Below are 19,114 nucleotides of genomic sequence, written 5' to 3'. Positions count from 1 at the left end.
CTGGCATTTGACAGTCTCCAGAGATTCTTAAGAGGGAATTAACTGAATTACCCTAGGTAAATGAAGTTTGGAAAAGAATTAGATTTTTATTCTTTTAAGTTCAAGAAAATATTTCGAAAAAATTATAATTATAAAAAACAAAATTGTAATTACAAAATCATAAAAATATAATTACAAATTTTAAATTTGTAATTATATTTTTTTTATTCGTAATTTTGTTCTTTATAAAAGTCCACAAAGTACTCTTATAAAAGTTGAAAAAATATCCTCATAATAATGAAAATTCTGTTTATTCTCAATAAACTAAAGTAAATTTGTATTACTTATAAATTGTATTATTTAGGTAAAGCTTACGTAATGTGAAGGTAATTAATTTAGCCTATAATAGGTAATAGAAAAAGGAAAATATAAGAAAACTCTTGGGAAAAAGTTTTAGATAATTTGTAATTATGACTTTTTATGTCTATATTTGCGAAAAGCATATAAATAATATAAACCAATAGTCTCATAGTTTATGGACTAGGTTATAAAAAGTTAACTTTGAATTTCTTGATACTTTAGCAAAATATGGTAATGCTTGTATAAGAGATATTTTTTATTGTATTATTAACCAAAGCGCAAATGTGCGGTAAATTATTTCATCATGAAAAAGAAACTTTTATTAGGATTTACTTGTTTTTTATTAGCAAGTTTACAAATGAATCTGAAAGCACAAGTTAAACCCTATGATTTTACGGATGGACAGTTTTTTTACAAAGTTGCAAATAAAGAAGCAAGAGAGGTGAATGTCGTGTCCGAAAAGCCGCGAGGAAGCTATACTACAAAACTTTTAGGACTTCTAACTATACCAGAAACTGCAACTAATGAAGGAATAACATATACTATTACTGGAATAGGAAAGCAGGCTTTTTATATGTGTGAGGGAATTATTGGTATAAATTTGCCAAATACATTACAAACTATTGGTGATAAATCTTTTTTAGGCTGTCATAATTTAACCTCTGTAAAGCTTCCTTCTCTTGTTAGAAAAATAGGAAAATGGGCTTTTATGTCGTGTGCACGAATGGAAAGAATAGATGTAGACGAGAAAAATCAAAACTTTTGTAGTGTAGATGGAGTATTATTTAATAAAGATGTATCAATTCTGATTCAATGCCCAAGTGGGAAGAAGGGAGAATGTAATATCCCTGAAAGTGTAACGAAAATATCATCACAAGCCTTTTACGGGTGTGTCGGTTTGACAGCAATGAGAATACCGCACAATGTTGCATATATTGGAAACGATGCTTTTTATGGTTGTGTAAAGTTAAGAACCATCAAATGCGAACTAAAGGAACCTTTAATGGGCGAGGCAATGGGAACAGATGTTTTTGAACAAGTCAGCACGGGAGATATTGGTGGTTCTTGCAAATTGTATGTTCCCCTTGATAGTAAAAATGCCTATGAAGAAGCAGCACAATGGAAGAAATTTGTTCCCAACATTATGGAAGACCAAACGTTAGGAATTGATGTTATTTCAAATTCGGACATCTCTGTCAGAAGCGAAAGCGGTAAAATACTCATAGCAACCAAAGATAATGCTGCCTATATACATATATATAATGTGGCAGGGGTAATCGTTTATAGTTGCATTGTACCAGCTGCAACCAGTATCTCGTTGCCTGTGCAGATTGGCGTATACATAGTTAAAGCTGGGAATAAACAAGTAAAAGTAAGCATGAAATAAGAATTTGTCTCAAAAGATATTCTCTTTTCCACTTACATTAGGAAAAAAAGTAGTATATTTGCGGTGCATTCGCTTTTTTAGCATGCAACTATGAAAAGAAATCTCAAAACATCAACGACTATGATAAAGAAATATGTAGAAGAAAATGAGGCAAGAATGCTCGAAGAGTTATTTAGCCTGATACGCATTCCAAGCGTAAGTGCACAACCAGCTCATAAAGAAGATATGGTACGCTGTGCTGAAAGATGGAAAGAATTACTTTTGGAAGCAGGTGTAGATAAAGCAGAAGTGATGCCTTCAAAGGGCAATCCTATGGTTTATGCAGAAAGAATAGTAGATCCAAATGCTAAAACTGTTTTGGTTTATGGTCACTACGATGTAATGCCAGCTGAACCATTTGAACTTTGGAAGACTGAACCATTCGAGCCAGTTATCAAAGATGGTTATATCTGGGCACGCGGTGCTGACGATGATAAAGGTCAATCATTCATTCAAGCTAAGGCGTTTGAATATATCAATAAGCACGACTTGTTGAAGCATAACATGAAGTTCATCTTTGAAGGTGAAGAAGAAATTGGTTCAAGTAGTCTTGGCCCATTCATTGAAGAACATAAAGATTTGTTGAAGTGCGATGTTATTCTCGTATCAGATACATCACTTATTGGTGCTGATGTTCCATCAATTACAACAGGTTTGCGTGGTTTGGCATACTGGCAGATTGAAGTTACTGGTCCAAATCGCGATCTTCACTCTGGTACATTCGGTGGTGCAGTGGCTAACCCTGCGAACGTTCTATGTAAGTTGATAGGCGATGTAACGGGTCCTGATGGCAAAATACGCTTCCCAGGATTCTATGATGATGTTGAAGAAGCATCAAAAGAAGAGCGTGAACTTGTTGCTTCTATACCTTTCGATGAAGATGAATATAAGAAATCGCTCGGCATAAAGAATATATTTGGCGAAGAAGGTTATAGCACAATCGAACGCACAGGCTATCGTCCATCGTTTGACGTATGCGGACTTTGGAGTGGTTATCAAGGCGAAGGTGCCAAAACAGTAATACCTTCAAAGGCATATGCAAAGATTTCTTCACGTCTAGTACCACATCAAGATTATAAAAAGATTGGTCAACTTGTTGTAGATTACTTCAATAAGGTATCTCCTGATACTGTTGATGTGAAGGTAGAAATGCTTCATGGAGGTTATGGTTACGTTTGTCCTATTGATTTTCCTGCTTATAAGGCTGCTGAACGTGGTTTTGAAGCTGTCTTTGGTAAGCGTCCGTTGCCAGTTCGTATAGGAGGTAGTATTCCAATCATCTCTACATTTGAGAAATTACTCGGTACGAAGAGTGTGTTAATGGGCTTTGGTTTAGAGTCAAATGCGATTCACTCTCCAAATGAAAATATGCCAGTAGACCTTTGGAAGAAGGGTATAGAAGCTGTTGTTAATTTCCATTTGGAATACGATAAGGAAGTATAAGGATATAAAAAAAGTTCTAACATACAATTTTCCCTGCTCTATTAAATTATGGAGTAGGGAATTTTTATATAGCATTGAAAGAATAGTGTTCTAGGCTTCTATACATAAAAAAGTAACTGAAAATTTGGCTATATAATAAACTTGTAATACCTTTGCAGTCCTTATATTACAAATATAATTCGGGCTTGTATGGATTTGACACACTTATACTTATTTTCAAAGTCAAAAAAGAGAAACATATATCAATTAAAGACACTAATTTACAGATTGTTATGCGCAAATATATAGACACTACTTTTTGCGTTAAGTTTCTTTAATTTGCCTTTTATTATTCCATACTTTCCACACACTTTCCACACTTTTTTTGTACCTTTGCAGGTGGAAAAAGGTACAATTATGGCAAAGAAACAATTATTTGGAGATGCTTTAACCCTTATGGAGGGTTACAGCCTCAACGCAAAAGGAAAATCACGCAAAGTTTATTTAGTTGGCAGAGTTCTAAAAAGTGGGAACGTTGCTTTAGTAAGATACGCATGCCATGCAGGAAAACGGAAGCGTATTAGTACAGGAGTTGTATTAAAACCTGAAAGCGATTATACAATAAAACGCAATAATGAAGAATTATTGAGGCTGCAGAATGTTGAATGCGATACTTTGAATGTAGATTTAGAACGCAAAGACGCTAATTTCTCACCTACACCAAAGAATAACGTTTTATTGCTTGACTATATAGAGAAACAGAGAGATGAGGCTTTGAGAATAAGCGGCAATAAGCATAGTAACTTTGCGAGTTTCAATGCACTATTGGAGCATATTAAACGTTTTGACAAGAATATAAAGCTTGGTGGGGTTGATTTAGATTGGATATATAACTTCATTCATTATCTGAAATATGAAGCCTTAAACTTAAACTTTCAGAAGTCCAAGGATATAAGCAAGAATAAAGACATAAAGATTACACAGAACACGCAAAAGAGATTGGAAAGAAACCTTAACTTTATCTTAAATAAAGCAGCAAAAAGTAGTCTTATTATATCCAACCCTATGGGCAAGTTAGATAGAAGTGATAAGATTACAACTAAAGCAGGGACACGCACTTATTTGACAAAAGAGGAAGTGCAGAAACTTGTTAATGTGCCTTATAATGGTGTACGAGATATTAAGGCAGCTTTTCTTTTCAGTTGCTTTACAGGTTTACGTTATTCTGATTTGAGATGCATAACACTGGCAGACTTTCACAAAGATACAATAGGAACGTATTTAGATATATCAATGGTCAAGACGGGGGAGAGACTAAGGGTATATGTTCCTGACAATGCGTTGCACATGATACCAAAGAGAGAACGCACAAACACAGAAGCAATATTTGACTTGCCAAAGAATGATGCAGGTAATGTGTATTTAAGACGATGGATAAAGATGGCAGGAATAGATAAAAATATAACCTTTCATTGTGCAAGACATACAGCCGCAACACTTCTATTAAGTAGTGGTTTGCCGTTGGCTGTTGTTTCTAAGCAGTTAGGACACTTGAAAATATCAACAACACAAATATATGCAAAGATTGTTGATGAAGCACAGGTTCAGGCTGCAAATACAATGGATAAAATCATTAATATATAAGTAGCAACAGGGGGGATACCCCCTATTTGCTACAAACAAATACAAAGCGAGTAACCTAACAAAAAGATTTTCCTAATAATTAAAAGGCACTTAAAATGAAAAGAGCTACAAATCTAAAAGAGAAATTGAAAAATACTCCTGAAAACCTTTTAAAAGCTAAAAGATTTAAGGAGAATCTCCCATGGTTTAAGGATATGGGAACACTTAAATATAACGCAGAAGACCTTTACGACAAGGTTTTAGAAATACAAAAAAAAGATTTTGAAAACCGACCAGAGTATAATTATTATTATACAATGGAATGTACCTTAGCCGACAATCAAATAATTAATTTGCTCACAATTATAAATACTTATGTGGTATTAGAGCCTATTTCAAAAGAAACTTTAAAAAATATTTTATGTGATACTATTGAGCACCCTATAAAAATAAAAGACATAGGCGTTTTAGGATATTTACTGATGCGACTAAAGGAACTTGGGTATATTGTTTCTGATTGGCAGAAAATCGCTGAGGAAAATAAGTTTTTTGTTAGTCGTAAAGGGGTAGTAATTAGCGGCAAAAGAATTTCAAACATGACAAGTGCAAAGATTGGAATAGTGGAAAATATACGTATTGGCAGGAGAGGATATAAACGTGGTATACCTAAATATGATAAGATAATAGAGCCGATAGAGATAATAGACAAGTGGTTGTCTTCTTTGTAACACGATTTTATAGGTAGGATTTTCCTACCTTTTTTTTATCCTATTTCTTATGCTTAGTTTAGTGGCTAATTTTGCACTTATAATTCCTATGAGGTGCGCACTAATAGGGCAAACAAAAGAAGCATGGATAATAATAATTTTTTAACAGCAAGAGAAGCAGCAGACTATTTGGGGTTTGCATTAAGCTATCTTTACAAATTGACAAGTACACACAAGGTGCCGTTTTACACCCCTACAGGTAAGCACATCTTATTCAAGCGTTCAGAGTTAGAAGAATGGGTAAATAATAGCCGTGTTGCAACTAATGATGAATTAGTTGCAAAAGCACAAACAAACATCATGAAGAAAGGAGGCAAATTATGATTACTCCTAAATTTGCTTGTTACATGAGGTTTGAGCGCAATACGTCAAAGGTTAAGCGGAATGGGGAACTTGTAGAAAGAAAGGTAATGCGCTTTGATTTATCTTTATTTGCAGGTTATTGGACTGGTACAGATAAATTGAAAACGAGTAAAGGACAGATGTATTTTAATCTCAATACATCTGACAGAAACCCCAATCGCAAGAACAATCAGACCACACCAGAGTATTACATACAAATGAACCCTAATACGTGTAAGAAATGTTTTAACTTATCAGGCTTAAGATTAATGATGAACACAGAGCAGGATACTTGGATTTGCAGTGGTGAACCTTCACAACTTGAAGTATTGCGGACAAAGGACAGAAATCCACTATTTGAAGAAAAAGACGATGGATTTATATTTGTCATTGATAGGAACTTTGGATTTGTTGAATTGTTTGTTATTGCAGGTGGTCGCCCAATGATAGATGCGTACCGCAAAGGATTTACTTTAGGGAAATTTGATAATGAATTAAAACTTATGCGTGAAGCCGCAATAACAATATGATAGGTTACGACACCATACACATGTTTATAGATAGCTATACACTCAACAAAGCTGATATATCAAGACTCTCACAACGCCTTGAAAGGGGCGGTTATAATAAAAATACTGGTGAAGCTTGGAACGTTGGAAATATAGAGAACCTTAGAATAAGTGTTGGCGGTGCAGGGGTAAGTATCAAAGGAAGTTTGTCAGGCTTTTATTATTCCAATAACACGATGCTTGTTAATCGTGGAGAGGTAAAGAAAGCAATTGAAGCAGTTAGTGATACATTGCATGTTAGCCTTAACACGGCAAAGGTTACACGGCTTGATATTGCAGCAGATTTCATTATGCAAAATGAACCAAAAGCATACTTTGATATACTTGGCACATTAGTATATTTTCAACGTTTGAGGGCTACTCAAAACACATTGTATTATACACGAGGAAAAGAAAACTTGCAGTCACTTTGCTTCTATGATAAAATACAAGAAAGCAAGGATAACAAAAAAGAGATGCCGAGTGTTTGTAATGAGTGTGGTAATGTGCTAAGATATGAAGCAAGGTTTAACGCACGTCTTGCCAAACAGATGCAGCGACAAGAGGTTTTAGCCTCAACTCTAAGTAATACAGACTTCTACAATGAAGTGTTGGAGAAATGGGGGCAGATGTATTTTAATATAAACAAATTTTACGGGGTTGGAAACATGGGAAAAGTAAAAAATGTAACAGAGGCAAAAGATTATATATTTGCTGTTGCACTTCACAACATGGGTGCAGGCGATGTGGATAAGATACTTTCAGAAATGAAAGCAAGGCATTTATTCAATGACCGCAAATATTATTCACGCTTGAAACAATCTTTGGATAGTGTAAGGGAAAAGTATTTAACAAGCAGTGCAGACGATGCCGCAAACGAGTTAGACGATGAAGTGCGTAATGTACTTGCCTATAAATAAAAACCTACTATAGTAAGGTGTGAAATGTACCCAATATTTGGTAACACTTAAAAAACAACAATAATGGAAAAAGGACAATTTGATGATGTTGCATGGCTGGTCTTACAAGATAGATACGGCTATAACAAGGCAAAAGAGTTAATTGATAAACGTAAAATAGGAGACAAGAAATGAAAACAAAGAAATTAAATGAATCTCAAAAGACGTTCAAAGGGGTTGATAAGCTGAAAGCCCAAAATATAGGGAAAAAGATTTTGAACAATGAGAAAGAACTCAATTTGGCAGTAAATAAGTTGAAACAGATTGATGATATTTTTCCCGTTGGAAGCGTGGAGGATCTTAAAACTATATCCGAGGACTGGTTGAATGATTATATGGGCAAAATGGCTATAAGTATAAAACAGGACAAACGCTTCCCAAGTCAGATGCGTAATGAAATGTTAGAACGTTGGGATAAGGTGTTTGATGAAGCTCTACCATTATGCAGGCAAGTGTACATGATTGCCCAATGGGACAAAGTTCCATTACATTATAGTGAGGGGCGATTTTATTACGATGTTGACAAGCTATTAGCATTTATAAACAAAGAGGCAGAAACCACCTTGTCAGGCGAGGTTGCAGAATACTATAAACTTTTAATAGAGCTTGCAAGAAAACTTGAAATGATAAGTGCATGGGAAGACGAGCATGGTTATTACCCATTTGTAAAGAATGGGGCCAATGTTAGCACAAGGGAGGGCTATAGGCATATTTCATTTGTTGATATAGCAAAAGAAAATGGCAAGTTTAATTTTTCTTTAGATGAATTTGTGTTCAATTTAAACAATGGGATTTTAGGAAAAAGAGAAGATAGATAAAACTCTGTAGGGGTTGAGGCTAAAAGCCAATACCCCTACTATAGTAAGGTGTGAAACGATACCAAAATTTGGTAACAAAAAATTAAGTAGTATGAAAAAAGGATTAAGCGAGAAAGAAAGATTTTGTTTGGCAGGCTTCTTTATTACACACGATGCAGATATGGCGTATAAATTAAGCAGAAAGCAAAAACCATGTGCAACAGATGATAACATACACAGGTTGGCTTTACGTTGGATACGTTGTGATGATGCTAAGAAGTATTTAGACGAACTTGCAGCCGTTAATATTCAGAAAGTGGAAAAAAATAACAATGAAAACAGAGATAAAGCGGCAATAATACGGGAATTAAACACATTAGCTTCTTCTACACATGATGCAAAGTTAAGAGCAGAATTATTAATGCGCCTTGCAGACTTAGAGAGAATGAAAGACAAAGAAAGTGAAGAAAGTAAAGCCGAGAATTTAATACATTACTATCTACCCGTTAATTATCCTACCTCACATAAAGATTGTTTACTTTGGCAAAATGGTAAATGTAAGCCACCCATGAATGAAGGCAAATAAAGCTTTCTAAGCTTACCAATAGAACAAAGAAGCATAATTATTCAAGGAATAAGATAGAGCACATTACACGGCTTTTATTTAGTGCTTTTACTATTGATAGTATTCGTAAAGTAAAGGAATAATAAATAAATTATTTGTAGGTTTAGAAATAAATTGTACCTTTGCACTATAAAGAGGTTTAGAAGTGTGGATTCAAAGTACCTTTTTCCACACTTTTTCCACACTTCATAAATCCTTTAAATGCAAAATCCTTATCATTAAGGAGTTATAGATATACGGGCTTGTATGGATTTGACGGCAAGACGAAATGGTATGTAAGCATGCGGAGCATTGATGACTGGCTCCTAAATCTCGGTTATCGAACAATTAATTGGCGAAAACAATTACGCTCTCGCTGCCTAATCGAAGTACAGTAGATTACTGGCTTTATTCGACTATTAGATAGTTGAACGAGACACTGCTCCAAAGATGTAGTTCCGAATCGGAGGGTAAAGCGGTGCAGGTTAAATCGGAAATAGTTTGAGTAGGCCTCAATGCTCAGATGAAATTAAGAGGATAAGGCATTGATTGGTGGTTCAGGTCTTGTCAATGCTCGAAAATCAAAGGCTGAAATAAGCATGTAGAAAGCATATGGTTTCCTTGTGCGGACCGGAGTTCGACTCTCCGCAGGTCCACTTTTAAGTACTCAAAAAGAGGGTAATGAAATGATTAAAACAAAAAATCGCTGTAACTTAAATGCGTTACAGCGATTTTTTATTTATATGGTTTCTATTGGAGTACACATTAAACATGCTAATAGGCAACTCTGCGCTTGTTAATTCTTGATCGAATTGAACGAATAGATCCATCTGCGAGGCCCATAATACGCATAATTTCTTTATCTGATTTTCCCAAATGTTCCATTACAAGGAAGAATTGATTCTTCGGAGAAAGCATATCATATTCTGATTCCAGGTTATCTACAAAGTTAATGTTAATCAAACGATAGTATTCTATGAAATTTTCAAATTCTTTTTTTCGCCAAAATACAATTGTTTGTCCCTCCATTATATTAGTATAGAGTCTATGTCCTTCACTAAGTGTCTTGCGATGCTTGTCGAGTAATATTTCCTTTTTCTTATATAACGATTCTATTTCTTTTTGTTTTTCCTGTCCTTGCTTTTCAAATTCGGCTATCTGACTTTCAAAATCCTTTATGCGAAGTTGATCAGTGGCCAACGCATTCTTGGTTTTATATGTTCTGTAGCGTAAGAATAAGAAGATAAGAACAAGAGATAGTGATAGCAGTATAATGGTAAAGACTCCAATTTCTATTTTGCGCTCGTATTCTTGCTTTGCTTTTATATTATCGAAAGCTATTTGATTGCTCCGTATATCATTCTCTCTCCAGTCCATATATAGACTGTCTTTCGTTTTAATGAGTTGTTTTGCTGTCTTTGTGGCTCCTTCATAGTCGGCTGTAGCACATTGATGAATGAACCTTGAATGCATCACATCAGTTTTTACTTGCATATCGTTTGTTTTCAAAGCTTTGTTCCACAACTCATTTGCTTTATCTGTATCGCCTTCTCTAATATATATTGTTGCAAGATTATCGTATGCTGCTCCCATTGGTGCAATGCTAATAGCTTTAAGTAAAATTGCTTTTGCCTTTTGTGGATTGGTAGCTATGAGCTGAGCTCCAATGTTATTGAGGATGTATATTTGTTCCTTTTGCGGTATGTATTTCAACATTTCCATACTTTTTGTAATGTAAATGTTGGCACTATCAGCCTGGTGCAACTTGTTATAAGCCACAGCTATATTGTTGCAAGCACGTGCAAGTTGCACTTTGTCTTTTGCTCTTGAAGCAATACGAAGTACCTTTTTTGCATATCCGAGGGCGAGTAGTCGTTCTCCAGCTTCCTCGTTCATAATAAAAAGGTTCTCATATATTTTAAGTTTTATATAGTCTGAAGTCAGTTTTTCTGCTGTATATTCAGCTTTTTTGACGTTGACAATAGCATCTTTTTCCTGCCCTTGGTCATATAGAATAACCCCTTTATAGAAATAAGCGTCTGTTAATCGTTCCAAACAATCTTTTTGAGTTTCATAATATGCGATGCTGTAATCTATCATGTTGGTAGACTCTATAGGCTTGTAGAGTTTGTAGAGAAGGCGCGTTTTCTGGAAAAAGAAATCGGCTGAATCTGCACTACTCGTTAGATAAGTAGCGTCTACCATGTCGATTAGCCTAAAAGCAGAGTCGAGTTGGTTATACCGAACTAGAGAGTCGATTTCGGTTAAGCGGTTGCTTGCTTCAGTTGAAATGCGTTGACAACTACATAGTACAAATGCAAATAACAGCAAAATAGGGAACGATTTATTCATCTCAGTTATGATCTGTTCTTTGCAAAAGTACGCCTTTTTTTCTTAAAAACAGACAAACTTAAGGGGTGGAAGTACTTTTATTGTTGCATTTTTATATCGTAAAACTATTTGTTTACACTGGTAAATAGACGTAATATGCTTATTATTAAGTTTTTATGTTATATTTAAAGTTGCAACAAAGTGTTGTAATGAAAAACCTAAATACTTGTATTTTTGTTTGTTTATTTTTATTTTTGTCTTAATAATACATAATTGTAGCCACGGAAAATCGGTAGTGACTTAAACAAAATCAGTATGGAAACGAATTTTAAAAAGGGATTATTTTTACTTACAATCTTCTTTGTAGGCTTCTTAAATGTTGCGTTAGCAGAAGACAATCAACCGGTACTGCCTTATGTAAAAATGCACTTTGCTAGTGCAATCAATAGCAAGTATGCATTTTTAATAATGGGTGCAGAAGAGGGAGAATATACTCTTGATTGGGGAAATGGCAAAACTTTTAAAGGAAAACTCCATACGAAGGCAACGCGAATACAAGGTAATACAGAAGGACAAGACCTTACTATCTATGGAAATATAGCTGTTTTGGAATGTTCGAATAACCAATTGACAAGTCTTGATGTTACGAAACTGTCTGCGTTGACACATCTTATATCACGTAAAAACTTTGTTAGGATGTTGGATGTGTCGGCAAATCTCGAACTAAAATTTATCTATATACAAGATTCTCCATTAGAAAAGCTTGATTTAGCCAACAATTCAAAAATAGATAGTCTTATTCTTACGAACAATAGACTCAAGGAATTGACTCTTGTTTCACATCCAACTTTAGAACTTCTTACGTGTACTTCAAATGCACAACTAAAGAAATTAAACTTAAAAGGATGTCCAAAACTAAAGCATTTAGATGCCTTACAAACTCTTGTAGATGAGTATGATCTAAGTGAAAATAATGAATTGAAATATGTTGCTGTAGGTTTGGGACGGCCATTACGAACACTTTTATTGCCAAAAGATAACAAAATAGATACGTTGTTACTACCTGCTGCAGGGCTGAAAAAGCTTGATTTATCGCAAACAAAGCATTTAAAATTATTAGCAGTAGACAATAATAATCAGCTTTCACAACTTGATTTGACAGGTATGAATGAACTTCAAACTTTTTCGTGCGAAGGGAATAGTCTTACAAGTCTGAATCTATCGGATTGCCGAAATCTTGTTTCATTGGTATGTAACAATAACCAACTGTCAGCGCTTGATTTGAGTGGAATGGATAAATTAGAAAGTTTGACTTGCTTTTCTAACGACCTCTCTTCTCTAAAATTGGTAGATTGTGCAAACCTTATTAACTTAGATTGTTCGGTAAACCCTAATTTGAGTATGACTGAATTTCCTCATTCATTAACCTCTCTTAATTGTAGTAGTTGTAATATCTCTCAAATAGAAACAACAAAGTTGCCTTTATTAAATAATCTTACTTGCGATGGTAATCAATTAAAAACGCTTGATTTGTCGGCATTAACACAACTTACTGCTATCAATTGCAGTAATAATAATATCGAAAATCTTGATTTTAGCAATTGTACCAAGCTACTTGATGTTACTATTGCAAGCAATCCAATTACTGATGGCCTTAATTTTGAAAACTGTAATAACCTTCGTTATGTTTCGATAAATAACACTAAGTTAGATGCTTGTGCGCTAAACGATCTATATCGGTCGCTTAGAGAGAAACGTCCTGAGGATGATAAGAACGACTTAAATGGCATCTTGTTGTTCAATAACGTTCCTGGAGTAGCTGAAGTCAGTAAAACAAAGATAGCGACTGATAAAGGATGGATGGTTTCTCTCGTAGGTGATGGAACAGGTTGTCAAAAAGATGACATTGCCAAAGTAGGTGTAGAGAATGAGTTAATTGTTTGTTTAACAAGTGCAGGTTGGGTAGTTAGTAATCTTCCAGCCAATGCACGAGAAGTTAAGCTCACTACTTATAATGGACAAATTGTAGCTCGTTACGCTGTGAAAGCACCATCGGTGCTTGTAAAAGCCCCGCAGAAAGGGGTATATATCATTTCTGTAGATGGCGAAAATGGTAAAGTGTGCGTATGGGAGCACTAAGATTGTGTGTGAGGTAATCCGATATTGATATACTTGAATGGTAAATGTAGGAGTTGTAAATTATGAAAAAGTTGATGAAATTGTTTCTCTTTCTGTATGTTTTTGCACAAGCATCTTTTGTCAATGCATCATTTATGACATCATTAGCAGGTGGTGAAGATGAGAGAGTAAATAAGGTAGTGGTTCGTCTTGATAAGGCAGGCGAACTAGAAGATAAGGTTCCTGAGAATGTTTGGCTTGATGTTGTAGATACGTTAAAGATAATTGGACCACTCAATAGTTACGATTTACGTTGGGTAAGAATGTTATGTGGGTCTGACGAATATGGTGCATTGATTCCTAAAACGCTGAAAAGATTAGATCTTTCAGAGGCTTCTTTTGTTTCAAATGGGGATACATCAGATAGTTATTATATCTTTACTGATGATTTAGGCAAGGACAGAAAATATTTTGTAGATGGCGCTAAAGCAACTCTTTTGCCCGAAAAACTCTTCTTTAAATGTTGCAGTATAGAGTCAATAGTACTTCCTAAATACATCCGAGAATTGGGTATAGGAGCATTCTTTAAGTGTGTAAAGTTAAAAGAAGTAGTTATTCCCGATGAAGTTACAGAGATTCAGCACACAGTATTCGGTGTATGCGATGCACTTGAAACCATTAAATTACCATCCCAACTCAAGACAATGGGAAACTATGTGTTCACCTATTGCACGAACTTAAAGGAGGTTGTAATTCCTGAAGGTGTAACGAAAATCAATAAAAGAACATTTGACGAGACGCCCAAAATGAAGAAATTAACTCTTCCAAAGAGTCTTAGAGAGCTTTCAATTGAGGCTTTTTTCGGTGCAAATGGGTTAGAAGAAATTCAGATTCCTGAAGGAATTACAGTGTTACCCGAAGGTTCTTTCGGTTTGTGCGAAGCATTAAAGAAGGTGGAACTTCCTGCGTCGCTCGTAAAAATAGACAAGAATGCTTTTCAGGATTGTCATAGTTTAGAAATGGTTGAGTTTAAAGAAGGTCTTAAACATATTGCTGTGTATGCGTTTCAGAACTGTAAAAAGTTGCATGATGTGAAACTACCAAATTCTTTAGAAACCATTGAAAACGAGGTGTTTCTTAACTGTAATGATATGTCGGGACTGAAGTTGGGCAACGGATTAAAGACAATAGGTGAGAAAGCATTCTTCCATAATCATGGTATAACATCAGTTGTATTTCCTAAAACAATAGAAAAGATTAGTTATGCGGCCTTTGCTGAATGTTTCGGATTGACGAAAGTATCGCTTGGAATGTCTACTGCTGAGATTGTTACCAATCCATTTCTTGGTTGCAGAGCACTTCAAACATTCGAAGTAGATGCCGATAATGCAAAGTATGCTATAGAAGATGGTATACTTTATTCGAAAGATTACACAATGCTTTATGCTTATCCTGGCGGAAAGGATAGTAAAACTTTTGTGATGAATCCCAACACTGAGAAGATGGACGACTTTGCTTTTTGGTTCTGTAAGAACCTTGAGAAAGTTGAATTATCACCACTTTTTAATGAGTTTGGGTATAGGGCATTCTGCGGTTGCAGTAATTTGAATACTCTGATAGTTAAGACTGAAAAACCAGTAGAGAACCCTTATACAGACGATGTATTTGAAGGAGTAAATAAAGAAGCATGTACGCTGATAGTACCTGTTGGCACTAAGCAGGCTTATTTGGCATCTCGCACGTGGAAAAACCTCAAGATTATCGAAGCAGTTCCAGATGTTGTAGAGAAAGTTTACACCGATAAACCAATAGTTAGTAACGAAGGAAACAATATTATAGTTTCAAAAATATCATTAGGTTTTGATACAATAGAATTGTATGACCTTACTGGACTTAAGGTGTTAGAGGCTCCAGTACGATTGGGTAGTGCCCGAATCAATGCTGTTGGTGTTCCTTACGGAATCTATGTTGTTACGCTTCGAGGTAAGATTGGTAGTTGTTCGTTGAAATTAATACGTATCTAAATGATGACTTTATTATAAGAAGTATGATGTAAAAACAATAATGATGCTGTCTTGATAAATTCAAGATAGCATCGTTTCTTTTACGTATCAATATTTTTAATGTTATTATTTGTTGAAGTTTTTAATAGGCTTATTAGAATTATAATTGTAAAAATGATCACCCTTTTATTATTTAGAGGATAAACTAAAATAGCACGTTAGTTTGTAAAGAAAAGTGTAGGCAGAAAGACATGGAAATGGTTTTACATTGCAAAAGCCGTTGTTTTGTCGTGCAATATAGATACTTTTACATTGCAATATAGGCTCTTTTGCAATGCGAAAGCGCCTATATTATAATACTTTGATAATAAGGTTGTTGCGTAATAGTAAAGTGTGTGAAATATATTTACAGTTTTGTGCTGTTATTTTAGTCATAAAATTAAGATGATTCCATTTTACTTCTTTAGTTTCAAGGTTATTTGATTTTAATCTCTTATTCCATTTGTTGTTGTCTGTGTAATAAGCTGTATTTCAGTATTAGTTATTGGTATATAATTTAAATGTGAGCTTTTAAAAATAGAAAAAAATAATGATAAAAGAATACAAATGTAGTGTAATGGTTTTGTTTTTAAAAAAATAACATTATCTTTGCACTCCGTAATCTTTTCATTATTTAAAGAGAGAATGCATGAAAACAAAGAAAAAATATATAGCAGTAATAATTTAAACAAGATAAAAACAATGAGATCTAAAATTCTTTTAGCCTTCTTTGTGCTATTTAATTTAACATTAATGGCGCAAAATCCTGTACGTTTTAGTGTGCAGCAGAAGAAAGTATCGCCAACAGAAGTAGATGTTATCTTTACTGGTAAGATTGATGCTGGCTGGCATGTTTACTCTACTGGAATTCCAGCAGGCGGTCCTACATCAGCTTCGCTTACTACTGAGAAGGCTGAAGGGGCACAAGCAGTCGGTAAACTTACACCTCGTGGAAAAGAAGTAAATGTATTTGAGAAGATGTTTGAGATGAAGGTACGTTACTTTGAACATAATGTAAGCTTCATACAAAAATACAAAATCACGGGTAAAACCTATAAAATAGCAGGTTATTTGGAATACGGTGCATGTAACGAAGAAATGTGTATGCCACCATCTACTGTAGAATTTAATTTCACAGGTAATGGTCCTGCTGATGCTCCAGCAGCAACTGAAACAGCTGAAGCGAAGGGAAATGAAACTGAAACAGCTGACGCTGCAGCTACACAAATAGGTGGAACAGATACTGCAAAGACTGTATTGACTGATAATGCTATGCAAGGCGACTCCGTACAGGCATCTGGAGCTGGTGCTGTAAGTGCGTCAGAACTATGGCGTCCTGTTATTAAAGAGTTGGAAGCGTTTAACGAAGATAAGGGTAATAAGGATAATTCTCTCATCGGTATCTTCTTTATGGGTATTTTAGGAGGATTTATTGCTTTGCTTACACCATGTGTGTGGCCAATTATTCCAATGACAGTTAGTTTCTTCCTAAAGCGTGCAAAGGACGATAAAGGCAAAGGTATTCGTGACGCAATAACTTATGGTATCTCTATTATCGTAATTTATATGGGTTTGGCTGCTGTTATTACAGCTATCTTTGGCCCACAGAAACTGAACGAATTGGCAACAAATGCGCCATTTAACGTATTCTTCTTCCTTATGTTGGTAGTGTTTGCACTCAGCTTCTTTGGTTGGTTCGAACTCCGTTTGCCAGCATCATGGGGAAATGCAATGGATAATAAGGCTGCTGCCACAACAGGTTTGCTTTCTATTTTCTTGATGGCGTTCACTCTTTCTTTGGTGTCTTTCTCTTGTACAGCGCCTGTTGTAGGTTTGCTTCTCGTACAAGCAGCCACCAGTGGAGATTGGGTTGCACCTGCAATCGGTATGTTTGGTTTTGCTTTTGCATTAGCATTGCCTTTCACTCTGTTTGCTTTGTTCCCTACATGGTTAAAGCAAGCACCTAAATCAGGCTCATGGATGAACATGATTAAGGTGGTATTAGGTTTCATAGAATTAGCTTTTGCTTTCAAGTTCTTGTCTGTTGCCGATCTTGCATATGGCTGGCATATCCTTGATAGAGAGACTTTCCTCGCTATATGGATTGTTATCTTCGGTATAATGGGCTTGTATCTCATTGGTAAAGTTAAGTTCCCACACGATGATCCTACCCAAACAGCAATGCCAGTGCCAGCTATTATGCTGGGTATGATATCTTTAGCGTTTACCGTATATATGGTTCCAGGCTTGTGGGGAGCTCCTTTGAAAGCTGTTAGTGCGTTTGCACCACCTATTTATACACAGGATTTCAACTTGCATCATCAAGAAGTTGAACCTAAATACAAGGATTATGAAGAAGGAATGCGTGCTGCTGCACAAGCAGGAAAGCCAGTAATGCTCGACTTTACAGGCTTTGGCTGTGTGAATTGTCGTAAGATGGAAGGCGCAGTGTGGACAAATGCTGAAGTAGCGGAAAAGCTAAATAACGACTATATCTTGATTTCGCTCTACGTAGACGACAAAACTCCATTGAAAGAACCTATCAAGGTGAAGCGTTCTGATGGTACAATACGTACCTTACGTACCATTGGTGACAAGTGGAGTTACTTACAAGAGTCTAAGTTTGGATACTTAGCGCAACCTTTCTATGTAACAGTTGATAACCAAGGAAACCCACTTAGTGGTAGCTTCGTATATAAAGAAGATATCCCTGGATACCTTGATTTCTTGAATAAGGGCATAGAAAACTATAAGAAATAAGTAGATAGAGGTTTTTAATATCCTCCTTAGGATGATGAAAGCACCTCTAAAACTTACATAAGATTACAATAAGGTCAACAAGTTATGGTTCTTAGAACAAATACTTGTTGGCCTTATTCTTTTTCATTTTTTTTGCTGTCAGCCGATATTCCTATAACTATACCTTTCTTATTTTAAATGTGAAGTAAAGAATAAGAAACTGTATGAATAAATGAATAGATAGAAACCAAATATGAATAGGAATTTAAACGACATGTAAAAAATCCTAATTTATTTTGACATTCAATACTTTTGGTTTACATTTGCAACGTTTATGGGTATTTTATATCTTGTACCAACACCAGTGGGGAATATGGAAGACATTACATTACGTGCTCTTCGAATTCTCAAAGAAGCGGATTTGATACTCTGCGAGGATACTCGCACGTCGGGTATTCTGCTAAAACATTTTGAAATAAAGAACCATTTGGTGGCGCATCATAAGTTTAATGAACATGGAACAGCAGCAGGAATCGTCAATAGACTAAAGGCAGGCGAAACCATTGCGCTTATTTCCGATGCAGGCACGCCAGGCATTAGTGACCCAGGATTCTACTTGGCGCGCGAAGCTATAGCAGCAGGCATTACCGTTCAGACCCTCCCCGGGGCTACAGCTATGGTTCCAGCATTGGTCTCAAGTGGCTTTCCTTGTGATCGTTTCTGCTTTGAAGGTTTTTTGCCGCAGAAGAAAGGACGTAAAACGCAGATTGAAAGTCTTGCCGAAGAAAGTAGAACGATGGTCTTTTATGAATCGCCTTACCGCATAATAAAGACGTTAGAGCAGTTTATAGAAGTCTTTGGCGAGGGCCGAATGGTAAGTTGTTGCCGTGAAATCTCTAAGCTTCACGAAGAGAGTGTACGTGGAACTCTCGCTGAAGTGCTTGCTCATTTTAAGGAAATAGCACCTAGAGGCGAATTCGTTATCGTATTGGCAGGGACAGAAAAGATTAGAAAGAAAAAAAGCATTAGCGAAGATTAGTATTCTTCGAAATTATGA

At 35.5% G+C, this 19,114-nt stretch carries 14 protein-coding genes and 1 other RNA gene; 14 read left to right on the top strand and 1 reads right to left on the bottom strand.

The window, feature by feature from the left end:
• Positions 1-643 precede the first annotated feature (643 nt).
• The 10 genes from HXN26_RS06065 (at position 644) to ssrA (ending at position 9,486) form a co-directional block, all read left to right on the top strand.
• The gene (locus HXN26_RS06065; RefSeq protein WP_273159574.1) at positions 644-1,726 is read left to right on the top strand and encodes a leucine-rich repeat domain-containing protein; all 1,083 of its coding nucleotides are present in this window, start codon (positions 644-646) and stop codon (positions 1,724-1,726) included.
• A 120-nt stretch (positions 1,727-1,846) separates the two neighbouring features.
• The gene (locus HXN26_RS06060; RefSeq protein WP_273159578.1) at positions 1,847-3,208 is read left to right on the top strand and encodes a dipeptidase; all 1,362 of its coding nucleotides are present in this window, start codon (positions 1,847-1,849) and stop codon (positions 3,206-3,208) included.
• A gap of 396 nt (positions 3,209-3,604) precedes the next feature.
• Positions 3,605-4,831, top strand: coding sequence for a site-specific integrase (locus tag HXN26_RS06055; protein ID WP_273159571.1), 1,227 nt, complete (start codon positions 3,605-3,607; stop codon positions 4,829-4,831).
• A 95-nt stretch (positions 4,832-4,926) separates the two neighbouring features.
• A complete protein-coding gene (locus tag HXN26_RS06050; protein ID WP_273159570.1) occupies positions 4,927-5,538 on the top strand; it encodes a hypothetical protein in 612 nt (203 codons plus the stop codon).
• Between the two features lie 123 nt (positions 5,539-5,661).
• Positions 5,662-5,901, top strand: coding sequence for an excisionase family DNA-binding protein (locus HXN26_RS06045; RefSeq protein ID WP_273159568.1), 240 nt, complete (start codon positions 5,662-5,664; stop codon positions 5,899-5,901).
• Positions 5,898-6,449, top strand: a complete 552-nt coding sequence (locus tag HXN26_RS06040; protein ID WP_273159567.1) for a hypothetical protein — start codon at positions 5,898-5,900, stop codon at positions 6,447-6,449. Before HXN26_RS06045 ends, HXN26_RS06040 begins: the two co-directional genes overlap by 4 nt.
• The gene (locus HXN26_RS06035) at positions 6,446-7,387 is read left to right on the top strand and encodes a phage/plasmid replication domain-containing protein (RefSeq protein ID WP_273159566.1); all 942 of its coding nucleotides are present in this window, start codon (positions 6,446-6,448) and stop codon (positions 7,385-7,387) included. Before HXN26_RS06040 ends, HXN26_RS06035 begins: the two co-directional genes overlap by 4 nt.
• A gap of 170 nt (positions 7,388-7,557) precedes the next feature.
• Entirely contained in the window at positions 7,558-8,244 is a 687-nt protein-coding gene (locus HXN26_RS06030) for a hypothetical protein (RefSeq protein WP_273159564.1), read from the top strand.
• Positions 8,245-8,335: 91 nt separating this feature from the next.
• Positions 8,336-8,809 (top strand): hypothetical protein, encoded by a 474-nt coding sequence (locus tag HXN26_RS06025; RefSeq protein WP_273159562.1) that lies wholly within the window; start codon positions 8,336-8,338, stop codon positions 8,807-8,809.
• Between the two features lie 277 nt (positions 8,810-9,086).
• Positions 9,087-9,486, top strand: a transfer-messenger RNA (tmRNA) gene (gene ssrA / locus HXN26_RS06020).
• A 115-nt stretch (positions 9,487-9,601) separates the two neighbouring features.
• On the opposite strand, the gene HXN26_RS06015 is transcribed toward ssrA, so the two are convergent.
• On the bottom strand, positions 9,602-11,179 hold the full coding sequence (locus HXN26_RS06015) for a tetratricopeptide repeat protein (protein WP_273159561.1): 1,578 nt from the start codon (positions 11,177-11,179) through the stop codon (positions 9,602-9,604).
• 294 nt (positions 11,180-11,473) lie between these two features.
• Here HXN26_RS06015 and HXN26_RS06010 point away from each other — a divergent pair, with 294 nt between their 5' ends.
• The 4 genes from HXN26_RS06010 (at position 11,474) to rsmI (ending at position 19,096) form a co-directional block, all read left to right on the top strand.
• Entirely contained in the window at positions 11,474-13,297 is a 1,824-nt protein-coding gene (locus HXN26_RS06010; protein ID WP_273159560.1) for a leucine-rich repeat domain-containing protein, read from the top strand.
• Between the two features lie 62 nt (positions 13,298-13,359).
• On the top strand, positions 13,360-15,300 hold the full coding sequence (locus HXN26_RS06005; protein ID WP_273159558.1) for a leucine-rich repeat domain-containing protein: 1,941 nt from the start codon (positions 13,360-13,362) through the stop codon (positions 15,298-15,300).
• 720 nt (positions 15,301-16,020) lie between these two features.
• Positions 16,021-18,078: a protein-disulfide reductase DsbD family protein gene (locus HXN26_RS06000; RefSeq protein WP_273159556.1), complete on the top strand. Its 2,058-nt coding sequence runs from the start codon at positions 16,021-16,023 to the stop codon at positions 18,076-18,078.
• A 313-nt stretch (positions 18,079-18,391) separates the two neighbouring features.
• Positions 18,392-19,096: a 16S rRNA (cytidine(1402)-2'-O)-methyltransferase gene (gene rsmI, locus HXN26_RS05995; protein WP_273159554.1), complete on the top strand. Its 705-nt coding sequence runs from the start codon at positions 18,392-18,394 to the stop codon at positions 19,094-19,096.
• Positions 19,097-19,114: the final 18 nt, after the last annotated feature.

The organism is Prevotella aurantiaca, from assembly GCF_015262605.1.
Classification (GTDB): domain Bacteria; phylum Bacteroidota; class Bacteroidia; order Bacteroidales; family Bacteroidaceae; genus Prevotella; species Prevotella aurantiaca.
The sequence above is the reverse complement of the archived record's forward strand: the minus strand, read 5'-3'. Positions and strand labels throughout refer to the sequence as shown.